The organism is Desulfobacca acetoxidans DSM 11109, assembly GCF_000195295.1.
In the GTDB taxonomy this organism is placed as follows: Bacteria; Desulfobacterota; Desulfobaccia; order Desulfobaccales; family Desulfobaccaceae; genus Desulfobacca; species Desulfobacca acetoxidans.
In genome coordinates, this window is record NC_015388.1 from 3,180,987 (window position 1) to 3,197,492 (window position 16,506).

The 16,506-nt window shown below is 51.9% G+C and carries 15 protein-coding genes; 10 read left to right on the forward strand and 5 right to left on the reverse strand.

The window, feature by feature from the left end; all coding sequences use genetic code 11:
* Positions 1–125 precede the first annotated feature (125 nt).
* The 8 genes from DESAC_RS14375 (at position 126) to DESAC_RS14410 (ending at position 6,912) form a co-directional block, all read left to right on the forward strand.
* Positions 126–977 carry a histidine decarboxylase, pyruvoyl type gene (locus DESAC_RS14375; protein ID WP_013707789.1) on the forward strand — a complete coding sequence of 284 codons (852 nt, stop codon included), beginning with the start codon at positions 126–128 and terminating at the stop codon, positions 975–977.
* Between the two features lie 114 nt (positions 978–1,091).
* Positions 1,092–1,412, forward strand: coding sequence for an outer membrane protein assembly factor BamE domain-containing protein (gene bamE, locus DESAC_RS14380; RefSeq protein ID WP_013707790.1), 321 nt, complete (start codon positions 1,092–1,094; stop codon positions 1,410–1,412).
* Positions 1,413–1,535: 123 nt separating this feature from the next.
* Entirely contained in the window at positions 1,536–4,010 is a 2,475-nt protein-coding gene (locus tag DESAC_RS14385) for a PAS domain S-box protein (RefSeq protein WP_013707791.1), read from the forward strand.
* A 238-nt stretch (positions 4,011–4,248) separates the two neighbouring features.
* Positions 4,249–4,473, forward strand: a complete 225-nt coding sequence (locus DESAC_RS14390; RefSeq protein WP_013707792.1) for an AtpZ/AtpI family protein — start codon at positions 4,249–4,251, stop codon at positions 4,471–4,473.
* Position 4,474: 1 nt separating this feature from the next.
* Entirely contained in the window at positions 4,475–4,921 is a 447-nt protein-coding gene (locus DESAC_RS14395; protein WP_013707793.1) for an ATP synthase subunit I, read from the forward strand.
* Positions 4,896–5,573 (forward strand): F0F1 ATP synthase subunit A, encoded by a 678-nt coding sequence (atpB, locus tag DESAC_RS14400; RefSeq protein WP_013707794.1) that lies wholly within the window; start codon positions 4,896–4,898, stop codon positions 5,571–5,573. The genes DESAC_RS14395 and atpB overlap by 26 nt, the downstream gene beginning before the upstream one ends.
* Positions 5,574–5,630: 57 nt before the next feature.
* The gene (atpE, locus tag DESAC_RS14405) at positions 5,631–6,002 is read left to right on the forward strand and encodes an ATP synthase F0 subunit C (protein ID WP_013707795.1); all 372 of its coding nucleotides are present in this window, start codon (positions 5,631–5,633) and stop codon (positions 6,000–6,002) included.
* 274 nt (positions 6,003–6,276) lie between these two features.
* A complete protein-coding gene (locus tag DESAC_RS14410) occupies positions 6,277–6,912 on the forward strand; it encodes a redox-sensing transcriptional repressor Rex (RefSeq protein WP_013707796.1) in 636 nt (211 codons plus the stop codon).
* Here DESAC_RS14410 and uvrA read toward each other — a convergent pair.
* The 5 genes from uvrA to DESAC_RS14435 all read right to left on the reverse strand — a co-directional run bounded on the left by uvrA (position 6,909) and on the right by DESAC_RS14435 (position 14,522).
* Positions 6,909–9,722, reverse strand: coding sequence for an excinuclease ABC subunit UvrA (gene uvrA / locus DESAC_RS14415; RefSeq protein WP_013707797.1), 2,814 nt, complete (start codon positions 9,720–9,722; stop codon positions 6,909–6,911). The two genes, DESAC_RS14410 and uvrA, sit on opposite strands and share 4 nt — an antisense overlap.
* A gap of 97 nt (positions 9,723–9,819) precedes the next feature.
* Positions 9,820–11,076, reverse strand: coding sequence for a dihydrolipoamide acetyltransferase family protein (locus DESAC_RS14420; RefSeq protein ID WP_013707798.1), 1,257 nt, complete (start codon positions 11,074–11,076; stop codon positions 9,820–9,822).
* A 32-nt stretch (positions 11,077–11,108) separates the two neighbouring features.
* Complete coding sequence (locus tag DESAC_RS14425) at positions 11,109–11,948, reverse strand: hypothetical protein (protein WP_013707799.1); 840 nt, start codon at positions 11,946–11,948, stop codon at positions 11,109–11,111.
* A 163-nt stretch (positions 11,949–12,111) separates the two neighbouring features.
* The gene (locus DESAC_RS14430) at positions 12,112–13,497 is read right to left on the reverse strand and encodes a sigma-54-dependent transcriptional regulator (RefSeq protein WP_013707800.1); all 1,386 of its coding nucleotides are present in this window, start codon (positions 13,495–13,497) and stop codon (positions 12,112–12,114) included.
* A gap of 293 nt (positions 13,498–13,790) precedes the next feature.
* Positions 13,791–14,522, reverse strand: a complete 732-nt coding sequence (locus tag DESAC_RS14435) for a hypothetical protein (protein ID WP_013707801.1) — start codon at positions 14,520–14,522, stop codon at positions 13,791–13,793.
* A gap of 729 nt (positions 14,523–15,251) precedes the next feature.
* Here DESAC_RS14435 and DESAC_RS14445 point away from each other — a divergent pair.
* Together DESAC_RS14445 and DESAC_RS14450 are read left to right on the forward strand one after the other, a co-directional pair.
* Positions 15,252–15,683, forward strand: coding sequence for a hypothetical protein (locus DESAC_RS14445; protein ID WP_041284011.1), 432 nt, complete (start codon positions 15,252–15,254; stop codon positions 15,681–15,683).
* Positions 15,684–15,804: 121 nt separating this feature from the next.
* Positions 15,805–16,263, forward strand: coding sequence for a Spy/CpxP family protein refolding chaperone (locus DESAC_RS14450; protein WP_013707803.1), 459 nt, complete (start codon positions 15,805–15,807; stop codon positions 16,261–16,263).
* Positions 16,264–16,506: the final 243 nt, after the last annotated feature.

Genomic DNA, 16,506 nt, shown 5'->3' on the forward strand with positions numbered 1-16,506 from the left:
CCCTTTTAGGATAGATATTTCTGATGTATAGTAAAGTTCTAGGGTTCAAGGTTGCCGATAAGTCAGAAAATAACCTTCCTGAAATCCCCTCTCCCCCGGGAGAGGACTAGGTTGAGGTCATCAATATGGTCATGACGCGAGAAGATGCCGTGGCCGGGGCCATCGGTCCCTATGAGCGGTTCTGTGACGGCTACGGCAATCCTGGGGCCAGTGGCCTGGGTTATCTGACGTTAATGAAGCTTGATATCGGGGAAAGTCCTCTCGAAGAGATGGATGCCACTCTGGCCGAGATCGTCTCGTATGACAGCGCCGAAACCACCGGCACCTATTTGGGACAGATCAATGCCGTTACGGCCTCTTCTTTCTGCGGCCCCAACGGTCTCCTGTGGGGATACGATATTGCCCCGGTTCCAGAGATCGCCGATGGTTCTCTCCTGCCAATATTTTTTAAAACCCGGAAGGACGGCGTGGAAATACCGGTCTATTCACTGGAACCGCTTCTGCAGGCGGGCCAGAAACTTTTAGGTCTGAGCGACCGCCGACGCTTCCCCCCGATTCCCGGAGCCAGGGTCACCTGCGCCCTCAAGTCCCATGCGGTCAAGGGACCTAATTCCCTGTGGGCCGCTTTGGCCGTGGCCATTGCCGAAGACCGCAGCCAGAACGCCCACCTGTTTATCGAAGACGTCGGCGAGGCCATACCTGCAGCGGACGAGGCCGCCCGCCAATTTTTTCTGGACCGCCTCATGGAAAAGATCGCCTTGAGCATCCTGTATTGTGGCGATAACTCCCAGGTAAAATACAAAGAAATCTTCATGGGCTATAAGACTGCCTGGATCGAAGAGGGCTATATGGGTTGTGCCTTGGCCAGCGTCCCCTACCTGGTGTTGGCGCGGCAGGCGGTGCCACCAGGCGGACCGGCAACACTTCTCTCCCTGTCGCTGCCGGAATGGGAAAAGGCGGTGGGGCTGCATCCGTGAGGGAATAGTGGGCGGTGCGCAACCTACATTTGCCGATGCCACGGATTTTTTGACCAACATTATGTGAGAACCTAACCGGACACTGCTGTATTTCAATGAACTCGGGAGGTTGAAATGAAAATGGTGCCGATTTTTTGCCTTGTTGGCCTGCTGGTCCTTTCTGCCTGCAATCATCACGCCGATGTGGTCTGCCAGGTGCGGCAAAACGAGGTGGGGCCGGTAGCCTATACCGCTGTCTCCCAGCTAAAACCCTACATGACCCCTGAGCAGGTACAGGCCCTGTTAGGTCCTCCCATGAAGATGGAAACCCGGGCCAACGGCGACTCTTATTGGACCTACCAGTTGGGAGACGACTGCGCCAGACGGGGTTATGAGGCACCCACCACCGTCCTGAAGTTCATGCGGGGCTCCCTGGTTTATTGGAATCTATTCTGAGTTCCGACCACCGATTGATGGAACGGATACAAGATTTGCTCCCCCTGATAATATGCGTCTTATTGCCCATTGCTAACAGTTGGCGGTTGAATACTGACGAATTATTTTTATGTGGGTCTTTGTATGTCCGATCAGAGTCTTACAATCCACGAAGGCGGCATTGCTTTCAGCGGCATGGCCGCCGAGCTTAGCGAGTCGCAGCAGTTCCAAGAACTATTATTGTTCAATGAGATTGCCGCTCTCAGCGGCCAAAACCTGGACATCCTCGAGATGCTGGAACAGGTTTTGCGCCGGATCGTTACCTTCCTGGGGGTCGATGCCGGTATGCTGCTTCTGTGGGACCCCAAAACCGGTCATCTTTCTCATGCCGCTTCGGCCGGCTTTCCCGAGGAATACTTATCACACATCAATGAGGCTCATCTTGCTGAGGTAGTTGGTCCGCACCTGATCAACGCTACCTCTCCGCTGATCATTTTTGATGCTGCGACGGATCACCGCCTGGCAACTTCAACCTTCTTAGAGCTCATCCGAGAGACCTCCTTCTGTTCTCTGGTTAGTATTCCGTTGCGCCACCAGCGGCAATTGATCGGTTTTTTAAACCTGGGGCACACATCCGCCGCACCTTTTTTCCCCGAGCGGAAAAATTTCTTCGCCATCCTCGGTAATCAGATCGGCATGGCCATCCAAAATGCCAGACTTTGCCAGGATCTGCGAATCTCCGAAAGGCGCTATCGCCGGATTTTCGAAGGTTCCAAAGATATGATTCTGGTGGTCGCCCCCGGCGGCGGTCTCCTCGATATCAACCCGGCTGGCATTGCCATGCTAGGTCTAGCCTCTAAATCCCAGGCCTTAGAAACCGTCAACCTTCAGGATTGCTTTTATCCCTGGCGGGATTGGGAGCGCTTCCGACAGCTACTGAAGGTTCACGGATCGGTGCAGGATTTTGAAGCAACCCTCCTAAAGGGTGATGGGGGCGCTATTCAGGTTCTGTTAAGCGGCGCCGCCCGCAATAACCAGGCCGGACACCTCGTCAGTCTGGACATCATCGCCAAAGACATTACCGAGCGTAAGCGTAATGAGCAGGAACTGTTGCAGGAGAAAAAAACCACCGAAGGCATCCTGGAGGGACTGCCGGTACCGGCCTTTGTGATTAACCGCCAACACCGGATTATCTATTGGAATAAGGCCTGTGAAGAACTGACTGGGTATAGTCGCCAGCAGATGATTGACAGTAAAAAACAGTGGCTCCCTTTTTACACCCAGGAGCGGCCTACCTTGGCCGACCTGGTGGTAGATCAAAATATCAAGGCCCTGGAAAAGTACTATAATAAGCAGAAACTTCATAAGTCGATCCATTTCCCTGGCGCCTACGAAGCCTCAATACAGTTTCCGCAGCCGGCGGGAGGAGATCGGTATCTCTTCCTCGTGGCCTCCCCCATCTTTAATGACCGCGGACAGATCATAGGTGCGGTGCAAGCCATGCTGGATTTCACCGAGAGGGAACGTCTGGCACACAACCTTATGGAGTCGGAGGAGAAGTACCGCCTGCTGGTGGAGGCCTCCCTGGATGGCATCGCCCTCCATACCCGTAATCAAGTCATGTTTGCCAATTCCGCCTTTTTGAATATGTTCGGCTATTCCTGCCCCGAGGAACTCACCGGCGTACCCCTCCTTTCTTTTATCTCTCCCATTCATCACCCGCCGCTGCTGCGCCATCTGCGGGAGATTAATCGACAATTCAACCGCCCCCGCATCTTCGAGATCAAAGGTATGAAGAAAGATGGCAGTGAATTCGACATCGAGGTTGTCTCGTTCCCCACTATCTTCGGAGGACAGCGGGCCTTTCAAACCCATATTCGAGACATCACGGAGAAAAAAAGGTTAGAGGATCAGTTGGCCCGCTCCGAGAAACTTGCCGCCGTGGGCCAGTTATCCGCTGGTGTGGCCCATGAAATTAATAACCCTTTGGGCGGCATTCTGGTCTATAGTTATCTGATGCTGGAAGACCTGGCCCCTGATCGACCAGAACGCCAGCAGGTGGAAAAAATCATCCGAGAGGCTACCCGATGTAAAGAGATCATCAAAGGCCTGCTGGACTTTTCCCGGCAGCAGCCCTTTCGTCTTAAACCGGTTGACCTGAACAGCATGTTGGCAGAACTACTAAGCCTGGTGGAAAACCATTTGAATTTTCAGGATGTCGGCATCAAAAAAAAACTGGCCCCAGAACTGCCGCCTGTATTGGGGGATAAAAACAAACTGGAACAGGTCTTTATCAATCTTTTCATGAACGCCTCCCATGCCATGGCTGGCCACGGGGTTCTCACCGTTGCCACCGGTCAGAACGTCCTCGGTGCGGTGGAGATTCGCGTCAGTGACAACGGCCCCGGCATTCATCCGGAACACCTGCATCGTATCTTTGACCCGTTCTTCTCCACCAAAGAAGTGGGCCGGGGAGTCGGCCTGGGCCTTTCGATCAGCTACGGCATCATCAAACAACATCGTGGCCGTATTTACGTAGATTCGACTGCACCCGGCGGAGCTACCTTTGTCATCGAACTACCGGCCACCAGACCGGAAACTCCGCAATCGGTCAGGTGAACGGTCAATATGGATACTGGAAAAATTTTTCGGTTTGCACCTTTTAGTTTGGGGTTGGATAGCAAAAACAGGTACCTATTAGAACCTCACTTCCAAGCACTTAGGGAGACGCAGGACAGTGGTAGGGAAGAGTTTTCTATTCACGAAAAAAAGGTTGACTTGAATGCGATGGTGTGATATTTAGCCACTTGTGAGTTTTTGCACGAGTCGGAGGGGGACAACGCCTCAAGGGTGGATTGTGCGAGAAGATACCAAGAAATTTCTCAAAGAATTATTTTCGGGTGGTTACCGAGCTAGTGCCATCGGTTTTGCCCTGGTTTTCGCCATCCTCATCGGCGGCGGAGTTGGGTATTGGTTGTCCGAACAGTTTGATAACATGGCATTCTTTTATATCGGCCTGATTCTAGGTATCATTGCCGGTTTTCGCAATGTATACCTCATGGGTAAACGGACTAAGATGTGATATGAGTGGAGAACTCCTGACTCCTCGCACTATGAAACTCTCCTGTTGGATCACCTTGGCCGCTCTTACCTGCCTGGGCTGGTTGGGGCGCGGGCCGCAATGTGCCGGCGGCATCCTGGTGGGTGGTCTTTTGATCATAGGCAATTTTTATACGATGGCCTACATCTTGCGCTCGACCCTTAATCGCACCTATCGCAGCCGAGAAGAATGGCAGACTGCCGGACGGCAGGCCGTCTTTTTTATGACACTCAAATACATCCTGCGTTTCTCGGTTCTGGCGGTGATCATTTTCTTTTTGGTTAAGTATGAATGGGTGGACATTTTTGGCCTGGTGCTGGGATTGTCCACGGTGATGCTCACCCTCATTGTGTTAGGCATTTTTGAGTTCCGGAAGATTTTTTTTAAGGAGGCGTTAGCAGTCGATGGAACATCCAATTCTCATTCTTGATGTCCTGCAAGGGATGTTTGGGCTCCACATCCCGCCCCATGTCACCTATTCCTGGCTGATTATGGCCATCCTCGTCGGCTTGGGTTATCTGGCGGCCAAACCGCGGGCAGTGGTGCCGGCCGGCGGGCAGAGCTTTTTTGAGCTATTGATTGGCGGTCTGGAAGAATTCATGGTGGACATCACCGGCGAAGAAGGTCGTTCCTTCTTCCCCTTTATCGCCACCATCTTTATCTATATCTGGTTATGCAATTTAATCGGATTGCTCCCGGGGTTCCTCTCCCCCACGTCCAACATCAATACGCCTCTGTCCATGGCTCTGTGCGTCTTTATCTTTACCCATTACCTGGGGGTCAAATATCACGGGGTAAAGTATATCAAACATTTCACCGGCCCCTTGCCGGCCTTGGCGCCTTTGTTTCTGCCGATTGAGATCATCGGCCACTCCGCTCGGGTGCTTTCCCTGACGTTGCGTCTGTTTGGCAATATCATGGGTGAAGATTTGGTCCTGGCTATCCTGCTCTTGTTAGCGGGGAAATTCCTGGCCCCCCTGCCGATGATGTTCCTGGCAGTCTTCACCAGTACCGTGCAGGCGTTTATCTTTTCTCTGCTCTCCATGATGTACTTCGCCAGTTCCATGGAAGAAGCCCACTAATTTTTGGAAGAAGGCCACTTCACTATATAATCACATTTTCTAAGGAGGTTTTTTTCAATGAAAAAACTGATGATTGCCGGAATGACCCTGTTATTCACCCTGGGGCTAGCCTCTCTGGCTATGGCGGCTGAAGCCGCTGGCGGTGGCGCTGGTTTAGGCGGCTTTTTTTCCGCAGCTATGATCGCCGCCGGTTTTGGCATCGGCATCGCCGCTTTCGGTACCGGCATCGGCCAGGGTCTCGCCGTTAAGAGCTCGGTGGAAGGCATTGCCCGCAATCCTGAAGCTTCCGGTAAAATCACCGTCACCATGCTCATCGGCTTGGCCATGATCGAATCTCTTTGTATTTATGCTCTGGTCATCGCCCTGATCATCCTCTACGCTTACCCGATGACCAAACCCATCGCCGCAGCCTTGGGCTTCAAGATTTAAGCAGTCAATCTCTTGTAACCGAAGAGGGGGGGGCCCCTGCGGGCCCCTCTTTTTTAAAAACATCTTTTGTGCAAACAATCACAAAAAATAGTGCCTCAATATATTTTTGTATTCCCTGTTTCAAGATCCGAGATTGCAATCAAAGGATAAACATCTTGTACCTATCCAATGAAAGATGCGGATAATACTATTTCCTCTGATGATTTGAGACGTGAAACTCTAAACTCTAGTCACATTAAAGATCGGCTTGAATATTTCCGTTGCAGAAAATCCCATGAAGTTCTCTAAAATCCCTGCTGCCACGATTACCCGGCTGTCCCTCTATTCCCGAGTGCTCGAGGAATTACTCAGCAGTCACATTAATATCATCGCCTCTGATAAACTGGCCCAGAAATGCGGCGTCAACCCGGCTCAGGTACGCAAGGATCTTGCCTACTTTGGAGAATTTGGGGTGCGCGGGGTGGGGTATTTTGTTAAGGAATTACTATTCGAAATCAAAAAAATTCTTGGACTCAATCGCAGTTGGCGCATGGCCCTGATTGGCATCGGTAACCTGGGACTGGCACTGATAGCCCATGAGAATTTTCCCAAGCAGGGCTATGAATTTGTGGCGGTCTTCGACATCGACCCGAAAAAAGTGGGCAGGCGTCTGCCCTCTGGTCAAATAATTCATGGTATCGACGAGCTCGACGAGGTTATCAAGGAAAAAAAGATTGAGATAGGGGTGATCGCCACTCCGGCTAGCCAAGCCCAGGCCACTGCCCGCCGCCTCATTGATGCCGGGGTTAAAGCCATTCTCAACTTTGCCCCCATCCAGATACAGATACCCGAAGGGTTTATCGTAGAAAATGTGGATTTTACGGTAAAACTTGACAATCTCGCCTATCATCTGACCATGGAGGCGGTTTAATTTAAGATTTCCTGCAAAAACTGCCCGGTGTACGAGTTTTTGGATCGCGCGACTTCCTCCGGGGTACCGCAGGTTACCAGCCTGCCGCCCCGTTCGCCACCCTCCGGTCCCAGGTCAAAGAGAAAATCCGCCGTTTTAACCACTTCCAGGTTATGTTCGATGACTACTACGGTGTTACCCGCCTCCACCAATTTATTTAATACTATCAGGAGTTTTTCGATATCGGCCAAATGCAGTCCGGTGGTGGGCTCATCCAGAATATAGAGGGTTCTGCCGGTGGCCCGCTTGCTTAGTTCTCGGGAGAGTTTGATACGCTGGGCCTCGCCGCCGGAGAGGGTGGTCGCCGGCTGCCCCAATTGGATATAATCCAAACCCACTTCCGCCAGGGTAGCAAACTTGTTGCGCAACCCCGGGATATCCTGGAAAAAAATCTGGGCCTGAGCTACCGTCATCTCTAATACCTCGGCAATATTTTTCCCTTTCAACTTTACCTCCAAGGTACTGGGATTAAACCGTTTACCCTGGCAAACCTCACACTTGACATAGACATCGGGAAGAAAATGCATGGCGATTTTGATGATGCCATCGCCTTCGCAATTCTCACAGCGCCCCCCCCTCACATTAAAACTGAAACGCCCCGGTTTATACCCGCGAGCGCGGGCTTCGGGTAGACGGGCGAACAGGTCGCGCACGAGAGTGAACAATCCGGTGTAGGTCGCCGGATTGGAACGAGGCGTCCGGCCAATAGGGCTCTGGTCGATATTAATCACTTTATCAATGTGCTCCAAACCCTGCAGGCGATTAAAAGGCTCAGGGCGGTCTTTGGCCCGGTAAAACTTTTGGCACAAAGCCTTATACAAGGTATCCATAATCAACGTGCTCTTACCCGATCCCGACACTCCGGTGACACAGGTGAGCACCCCCAGGGGCAGTCGCAGGGTGACGTCTTTCAGGTTGTGGCCTCGAGCGCCTTCTAAAAGCAGGTACCCTTTGGGTGTCCGCCTTGGACTGGGAACCGGAATAGTGCGGCGGCCGGAGAGATAGGTGCCGGTCATTGAATCCGGGTGCTGACACAATTGCCGGGGCGAACCGCTGAAAACCACTTCGCCCCCCTGGTTCCCGGCGCCAGGCCCCATATCGACCACATAATCGGCGCTCATGATAGTTTCCGGGTCATGCTCCACCACGATGACCGTGTTACCTAGATCACGCAGGGTTTTTAAGGTGCGCAAGAGCTGTAGGTTGTCTCGCTGATGCAACCCGATGCTGGGTTCGTCCAAAACATACAGCACTCCTGTGAGTTTGGAGCCGATCTGGGTGGCCAGCCGGATGCGCTGGCCTTCGCCGCCGGAAAGGGTGGCAGTGGCGCGGTTGAGGGTCAGATAGTCCAACCCCACATCTAATAAGAACCCCAAGCGCTCGATAATCTCTTTGAGTACCCGTCGGCCGATAGTTAGTTGGTGGTCCGTCAGGATTAGACCTTTAAACCAGCTATGGCATTGACCCACCGTTAATTGGGTAACCTCACTGATGTTGAGTTCCCCCAACCGGACCGCCAGTGCTTCCCGGCGGAGTCGGCCGCCTTGGCAGTCAGGACAAGGCTGTCTGTTCATGAAACGCTCGATCTCTTCCCGAATAAATGTCGAATCCGTATCCAAATAGCGCCGCTGCAGGTTGGGAAGGACCCCTTCAAATGATCGATGTTCTACGGTGCGACGGCCGTTCCGTTCGGTTGGAAAGCCGATTTTCTCCTTCCCGGAACCATGCAGGAGGACGTGCTGCGCCTCTGGACTTAGCTCCTGAAAGGGGGTCCGGATTGAAAAGTTGTAGTGGTGTTCCAGTGCCTCCAGCATCTGTTGATGATACATAGACTGACGATTGGCCCAGGGGAGGATGGCGCCTTCCCGAATACTAAGATCAGGATCCGGAACTACCAACTCCGGATCAAGTACCAGTTGGGTACCCAAACCGCTGCAGGTCGGGCAGGCACCCTGGGGACTGTTAAAAGAAAACAATTGAGGCGTCAGCTCGGGATAACTAATGCCACAGGCCTCACAAGCAAAGCGTTCACTAAACAGTAATTCCTCGCCGTCTAACACGGCGATTTTCACGACGCCATCCGACAACCCCACCGCCAGCTCCAGGGAGTCAGTCAGCCGGGACTCAAGCCCGGATTTCACCACCAGCCGATCGATGAGGACTTCAATGGTGTGGCGCTTGTTCTTGTCCAGGATAATGGGTTCGTCCAGATCCAGCAGTTCACCGTTTATCCGAACGCGGCCGTAGCCTTCTAAGCGCAGACGCTGCAGCAGCTTCTGATGCTCCCCTTTCTTATCGACGATCACCGGAGCCAACACACTCAGACGAGAGCCGGGAGGCAGGCTCATGATCTGTTCCACCATCTGGGGCACACTCTGGGAGGCAATCGCCCGCCCGCATTGGTGACAATAGGGTACTCCCAGGCGGGCAAAGAGGAGCCGCAGATAATCGTAAATTTCCGTAGAAGTGGCTACCGTAGAACGGGGATTCTGACTGGCCTTGCGCTGCTCGATAGCAATGGCCGGGGAGAGTCCTTCGATGAAGTCCACATCCGGTTTGTCCATCAGTTCCAGAAACTGGCGCGCATAGGCCGAGAGGGATTCCACATAGCGGCGCTGACCTTCGGCATAAATGGTATCGAAGGCCAGGGTTGATTTCCCCGAACCACTCACCCCAGTAATGACAATAAGACTGTTGCGGGGCAGGGTCAGATCAATATTTTTCAGATTGTGTTCCCGAGCCCCTTTGATCAGAATATGTTGTGTGGACATAAGATGGTTTAATGCTAAGGTATGATGATCAAAAGTCAAGTAGGGTGGGACTACCCACCCTACCTTTATCTAACTTTAAATCTAAATTTTTAATTATTCAGATCATAATCAGGGCTGGCTCTTCGACATACCCGATAAACTGTTGGATAAAGCGGGCCGCCTGGCCACCATCCACTACCCGATGGTCAAAACTTAGGGAGATGGGTAAGACCTGCCGGATTTCGATGGTCCCCGCCCGCACCCGAGGCAATTCCTGGACCCGGCCAAGACCAATTATAGCCACTTCCGGATAATTAATTACCGGGGTGCCAAAAATTCCCCGAATGGCACCGTAATTGGTAATGGTAAAAGAGCCGCCCTGCAGGTCGGCCAGATCAATACTACGGTCCCGGGCCTTGGCAGAAAGGTCCTGAATCTCCCGGGCCAGCTCCAAGATGCCCTTATCCCCGGCATTTTTGATAACCGGTACCATCAGACCTTCGGCAGTGTCGGTAGCAATACCAATATTATAGTATTTTTTCAAAATGATATCTTCAGACTCTTCATCCAGGGTGGCGTTGAGATAAGGGTGATCTTTTAAAGCAGCTACCACCGCCCGGACAAGAAAAGGAAGCAGCGTCAGATGCACTGCCTGGTTTACAACCAAGGCCCGCGCCCGCTCTCTCAGTCGCTGCAATTCTGTAATATCGGCTTCATCGGTGGCCGTCACGGTCACCGCAGTCTGCTGGGAGCGGCTGACATTACGGGCTATGGTCTTGCGCAAACCCTTAAAAGGGACATGATCAATATATCCGAAAAAATCATATTTTTTAACCTTACGGGCAGTTGGTTTGAGCTCTGAAACCGCAACCTCTTTGGGGGTAGTTTCACCGGGGGGAGATTTTGACACCGCAACGGACCCGGCAGCAGCCGCAGCCTGACGGACATCGCTTTCCAGGATGCGCCCCTCCCTACCGCTACCGGTTACTGTGGCCAGATCAAGGCCTAGTTCTTTGGCCAACTGCCTGACCACCGGGGTCGCCAGGATAGACCGGACCGGCGCTTCTTCGGCAGGCGCCTCTTCCAGGACCCCCACCACACCGACGCCCACCGGGGAAGCCGGAATCACGGTCTCTGTCAATTCTGCCAGTACAATAAAGACTTCCCCGACGTGAATGACCGCCCCTTCCGAAAATTTCAACTCCGATACCACCCCATCCCCAGGTGCAGGAATCTCAACAATAGCTTTGTCGGTTTCGATGCGAGCTAAAGGCTGTCCTTCCTTTACTCGGTCGCCTTCCTGAACCAGCCAAGCCAGGAGTTCCCCTTCGGTCAAACCCTCCCCCACGTCCGGAAGTTTAAATTCTAATGCCATGGCATCCTCACCTGATGATTATCATCTAGCAATTATTTCAGTTCGAGTTTCTGATTTGCAGTCTCTGACGCCATGAATTCAAGGGACAGGGCATAGCGAACCTTATTGGCCTTCTCCTCATTGTGCTGCAGGATTTGGTGCTGCAGCAATAAGGTCAGGTATGTCCACGCAGTCTTCTTATTCAGGCGGAAGTGAGCTTCGAAATCCAGAAGACGAAACCACTGTCCTTGGGTTTCCACCAAAAACTTTAACAATCCCGGGGGGGAAAGTTTGCGATTAGCCTGATGAGGTAAAGGCAGTTGGTCAAGGGCGCGTCGCAAGACACTTTCCTGCACTGGCTGAAAAGGAATAACCACAGAAGCCGTTTCCGTCGGCGAGATAAAGGGGGGGCAGGCATCTCCCGGTGACAACCACTCCCCTTGGAGACGGTGAAAGTAATAAGCCACCTCGTGTTCGATAATCTGCACCAAACGAAAAAATTGAGACAGGCTGATCTGCCCGGCCAATCGTTGGACCAGAAAATTTTTTACCGCCTTTTTGACATAACTGGTCCGTTCCAAAGTATTCCCCGGCAGATGTTCGGCTTCGAGTATAACCTGAAAGAACATGCCAGCTACCAGAGTGGTATCGAGTCCTCGAGAATTACCGGCCTGATAGGAATATCCCTTGGCGGCAGCAGAGCGCCGCCCCGGAAAATCCAGGATTGCAGCCTCTTGGACTCCCAGATGTTCTTTGACTGCCAGTCCGCCGGGATTGGCTGCCCAGAGTCGAAAATCTTGGTCAAAGGAAGAAGTCTGCCTTGGCGCCAGTATCTGCAGGGCGTTGTGACTCATGGCATACACTGCGGCTAAACGAGCTTCTTGTCGGGACACACTGACCTCTTAAGTGAATACCTCAAAAATACAAATCCTCATATTCTGAGGAACACAACGAAGCATGAAAACAGAACCGTGGCTGCTGCTCACAATAATATTTTTTCTGCTCACCGCCCACTGCCCACTGTTTTTATATAAACCTGGAAAGATAGGCTTTCGGTTAAGGAGATGAACGGCTGATTTTCTGTTTCTTGATTTTCTCCACCAGGGTGGTTCGATTGAGCCGAAGCAACTGCGCCGCCTGGTTTTTGACCCAACCGGTCTGTTTCAAAGCCTTGATAATCAGCTGCCGTTCGAAGTCTGACACCATTTTTTGGAGCGGCAGACCACCTACGGGTATTTCAGCGCTGAATCTCATCGCTTCTTGCGGGGTGAGCTGCAGGTGTTCCGGCAGGTCATGGGCATCTATTATTTCACCCTCAGACAGAATTACCATACGCTCAATAAGGTTTTCCAATTCTCGCACGTTGCCCGGCCAGGCATAGTCTTCGAGGAGGCGCATGGCAGCAGGCGATATCCGGATGGTCGGTTTCTTCCTTTTACGACTGAATTCCTGGATAAAGTAATTCACCAGGATGGGGATATCGGAGCGGCGCTGGCGCAGCGGTGGAATAATGATGGGAATAACGTTCAACCGGTAATACAAATCCTCTCTGAACCTGCCGGTCTGGACCAGTTCCTGAAGGTCTCGGTTCGTAGCGGCAATGACCCGGATATCCACTTTTAGGGTTTTCTGGCCGCCGATGCGTTCAAATTGATGGTCCTGCAAGACCCTCAGGATTTTAACCTGCAGGTTGGGACTCATATCACCGATCTCATCAAGGAAAATAGTTCCTCCATGGGCCTGCTCAAAACGTCCGATGCGGGTGCGAATTGCATGAGTGAAGGCACCCCGTTCGTGCCCGAACAATTCGCTCTCCAACAAATCTTCGGGGATGGCCCCGCAATTCACCGGAATGAGAGGGTTGGCCTGCCGTGAGCTGTTGTAATGTATAGCCCGAGCCACCAACTCCTTGCCGGTCCCCGATTCACCCAGGATCAACACCGTGCTGTCGGTATCCGCCACCTTGCGGATAACATCAAATACCTGGCACATAGGCTCGCTGACGCCGATAATGTTGTCAAAACCGAATTTTTCCCGGAGCTGCTTTTTGAGCAGGATATTTTCCCACTGCAGGCGCTGGTGTTCCAGGGCCCGGGCCACGACCACTAAAAGTTCCTGAGATTCGACCGGCTTGCAGAGATAATCGTAAGCCCCTAAGCGCATGGCGTCTACCGCGTTTTGAATGGTGCCATAACCGGTAATGATAATACAACTTGTTCCTGGGAAATGCTCGACCAGGTATTTCAGCACCTCCATCCCATCGCACTTAGGCATAGAGAGATCAGTAAGCACTACTTCATAAGTTCGCTGAGACAGGAGATTCAAGGCTGCCTCGCCGTCAGGACAGCTATCTACCTCATAGCCCTCCTCGGTCAAGAGTTCGCTGAGGTTGTCCCGCACCGCACTGGAGTCATCAACCACTAGAATGCTTGCCTGGGACATAGCCGGTCTTCCTTACCACAGAAAAAAGGTAAATATGTAAACACCATAATCGGATACGATGCTGCTGTCAAGAAATTGTCACAGCCTTCGTTCCTGAAACCTAAAAATAGACTGATTGTCAATGCCTATCGGCCACCCGCAAACCATGAGAATCATCTGTCCGTGGCACAAACTTCCAGCCTGGGTCGAATCTTTTTCTCTTAGCCCGAAACTCGGAAATTGAAGCGCGAAACTTATTTTTCGGTAAAACCCTAAAGACCGGTCAAACAAACAGAGACGAGAGACTATTATTGTCAGCTTAAGGTATAAGAACGTGGGCTTTTGTGGGGACAGGTGCGCTTCCGACACCAAGTTCCCAAAGGGCAAAGGGAATCCGACTTTTTCCTGCAAAAATCCCGCCCAAGACGGACCAGGGCCGCCTCCAGGTCAGAAAATGCCCGCCCTTCTACCGGCTGGGACCGCCATTCAGCCTGTAACGTCTCCAGAGCTTGACGCGGCGATATTCCTGATGGTAATATACCTAAATTCTCGGATGATAATTGGGTTAGGAAACTCAATGGTGGATCCGCCTTGGACCAGATTCCCCGAAGTTCCCGTAAAAAAATATTGACCGTAACCGGTCCGATCCCGGCACCCAAGTTCTGTAGGCGAACTTCCAAATCATCGGCGCTCTGAGCCCGGTCATGGAGTCTCTCCAGGTCAGCTTCATACTGATCCACCAAGGCGCCCATGACTGCGAGAAGCTTGGTGGCGGTTTTATAGTCACAGCGGGTATAGCCGCCCCGGTCAAGCAAGGTTACCAGCCGATCCCAACCCAGGGCCACGATAACTTCCGGCCGGACTGCATCCTGCTCTGCAAAGACCTTATAGGTGTGGGCTGCCAATTTCCCGGAAATACGGCCACCAAAAAGAATGGCTGCCAAAAACCAGCGCTGTCGCTGTTGTGGGTTGGCGGCCACATCTATCCCCAACTCCACTGAAAAAAGCCCAGGTAATCGGGCAAGTATCTCGGAAAACACCTTCATAAAACATCAAACCGGAAAATATTAACAACCACCACTCCAAGACAATACCAAGAAAATAAGTTTTGAGTTTCGGGTTTTGAGTTAATAAGAAAATAACCGCAGCAAGGACCGGAAGCCTGTGCCACCGGCAGATGATTTTCATGGTTCGCGGTTGACTGATAGGCAATGGCAATTAGTCGGAAGATAAGATTGCTCCGGATTCCAGTTTTCCAAGTTATTGAAATAACCATAGACAAAACATTTCCCAACGATTTATTTTATCACAAGATATATAAAAAAAGATTATACTTTTTTCAACTTCCTATGAGGTTAAGATCCTTCCCTATGGTCAGAATGTCAAAAAGTTGTTCGGGGCGAATACAAGATTCGCCCCTACAGGCGGCCCTGTCGGTGCTATAGGACCGTAGGGTGAGCACCGCACACCAATCCTTGATCTATTCTTTTAGATAGCTGAAGTATTACGGTTAATCCAAATCCAAGGCGCCGGACTAACAAGGCTGAAGGGTTTATATGAATGAGGTCCAGGTAAGCGGACTCAAAATCCCCGGCATAGGTATAGGAGGCTATAATTTCAGAAGACGGTTAAGTTATCGCTTTTAAAGGAGAAAAATATGTATTCTGGTAGATGGGTTTGGTCGATTTTCCTCGTGCTGGCATTTCTGGCCTTTAGTTCACCAAGCTGGGCCCAGGGAAAACAATCGCACCAAAGAGACCGGGAAACGTGGGGTTATGAGACAGATAAACACCCTGGAGACCAGCCACCCGGATGGGACAAGGGCAAAAAGACTGGTTGGCATGGTGATGACCAACCCCCCGGTCAAGAGAAAAAATATCGGCAGAGCCACCATCATAAATCAAGACATGATCGAAAGCAGAGTGATTTCCAGAGACCGCCTGCTCCTCCCGAAGGTAGCCAGCAGAAAGGTGATTTTCAGAAACCGCCTGCTCCTCCCAAAAATGGCCAGCAGAAAGGTGATTTCCAGAGACTTCCTGCTCCTCCCAAAAATGGCCAGCAGAAAGGTGATTTCCAGAGACCTCCTGCTCCTCCCGAAGGAGATCGGCAACAGTAACGGCAATAACCCCGGAAGTTGGAGCCGTTTGCCGTCAGGTTTTTTTGGTCGGGAAAAAGGCCCGACCTTTCGGAGTTGCGCCCCTGACTGAGATGGCGGGCAACGTTAACCTAAACCCTACGCGCCGGATTAATATGCCGGAAGCGTTTTCATTAATGAAATCCGGAGAACCGGACTGAGATTTCCCATAAGAGACAGAGGAGAAAAATTAAGTGCAGAAATCAGAAAAATTATCGTTGTTGTTGGTCTTGGCCCTGACGTTGAGTCTTGGTCTGGCGCCGTCTGTCTGGGCGCAGCCCATGGGTAAAGGCCAGGGCCATGGCCCCGGGATGATGAATCTCACCCCGGAGCAGGCCGGCAAGATTTTCGACCTGCAGGAAAAGTTTCATGCCAACACTGCCGATGTGCGCAAACAGATGATGGTTAAGCATGCGGAACTGGCGGCCTTGCGGAAGGCGGAAAAGCCTGACCAGAATGCTATCCAGGCTAAGCAGAAGGAGTTGAACACCCTAAGAGACCAGATGAAGGAGAAAATGACGGCCTTCCAGTCGGAAGCCAAGCAGATTGCCCCTGATTTCGAAATGGGGAGGGGCCATGGCTTCGGTATGGCTCCTGGACCCGATATGGGCAAAGGCCCCGGGAGTGGACCGCCGCCACATCATGCCCGGTAAGGCGATGTAACCACTTCGGGGCTGTAGAACCGGACCGTCTCTGCAGTATCACCACATTCACCTCGGAAAGCAGCAAATTCTCAAAGATGGCGGGCATAGAGGTCCGCGTCACCGGTTCAGTTTATTTCACATCAAAGAGAAACTGCCTAAGGTACAGGCCGGGGCCGAGCATTCGACCCCGGCCTGTTTTTTTTAAACCTGATCACACTGATAACCGAACTGTCCGGTTGTCTTACCCACCTA

Excerpts from the sequence above, each read along its gene's own strand:
- DESAC_RS14410 (WP_013707796.1), top strand. The coding sequence starts at position 6,277 with ATGAAGTTCTCTAAAATCCCTGCTGCCACGATTACCCGGCTGTCCCTC.
- DESAC_RS14385 (WP_013707791.1), top strand. The coding sequence starts at position 1,536 with ATGTCCGATCAGAGTCTTACAATCCACGAAGGCGGCATTGCTTTCAGC.
- uvrA (WP_013707797.1), bottom strand. The coding sequence starts at position 9,722 with ATGTCCACACAACATATTCTGATCAAAGGGGCTCGGGAACACAATCTG.
- atpE (WP_013707795.1), top strand. The coding sequence starts at position 5,631 with ATGAAAAAACTGATGATTGCCGGAATGACCCTGTTATTCACCCTGGGG.
- bamE (WP_013707790.1), top strand. The coding sequence starts at position 1,092 with ATGAAAATGGTGCCGATTTTTTGCCTTGTTGGCCTGCTGGTCCTTTCT.
- DESAC_RS14395 (WP_013707793.1), top strand. The coding sequence starts at position 4,475 with ATGAGTGGAGAACTCCTGACTCCTCGCACTATGAAACTCTCCTGTTGG.
- DESAC_RS14430 (WP_013707800.1), bottom strand. The coding sequence starts at position 13,497 with ATGTCCCAGGCAAGCATTCTAGTGGTTGATGACTCCAGTGCGGTGCGG.
- DESAC_RS14435 (WP_013707801.1), bottom strand. The coding sequence starts at position 14,522 with ATGAAGGTGTTTTCCGAGATACTTGCCCGATTACCTGGGCTTTTTTCA.
- DESAC_RS14375 (WP_013707789.1), top strand. The coding sequence starts at position 126 with ATGGTCATGACGCGAGAAGATGCCGTGGCCGGGGCCATCGGTCCCTAT.
- DESAC_RS14420 (WP_013707798.1), bottom strand. The coding sequence starts at position 11,076 with ATGGCATTAGAATTTAAACTTCCGGACGTGGGGGAGGGTTTGACCGAA.
- atpB (WP_013707794.1), top strand. The coding sequence starts at position 4,896 with ATGGAACATCCAATTCTCATTCTTGATGTCCTGCAAGGGATGTTTGGG.
- DESAC_RS14445 (WP_041284011.1), top strand. The coding sequence starts at position 15,252 with ATGAGACAGATAAACACCCTGGAGACCAGCCACCCGGATGGGACAAGG.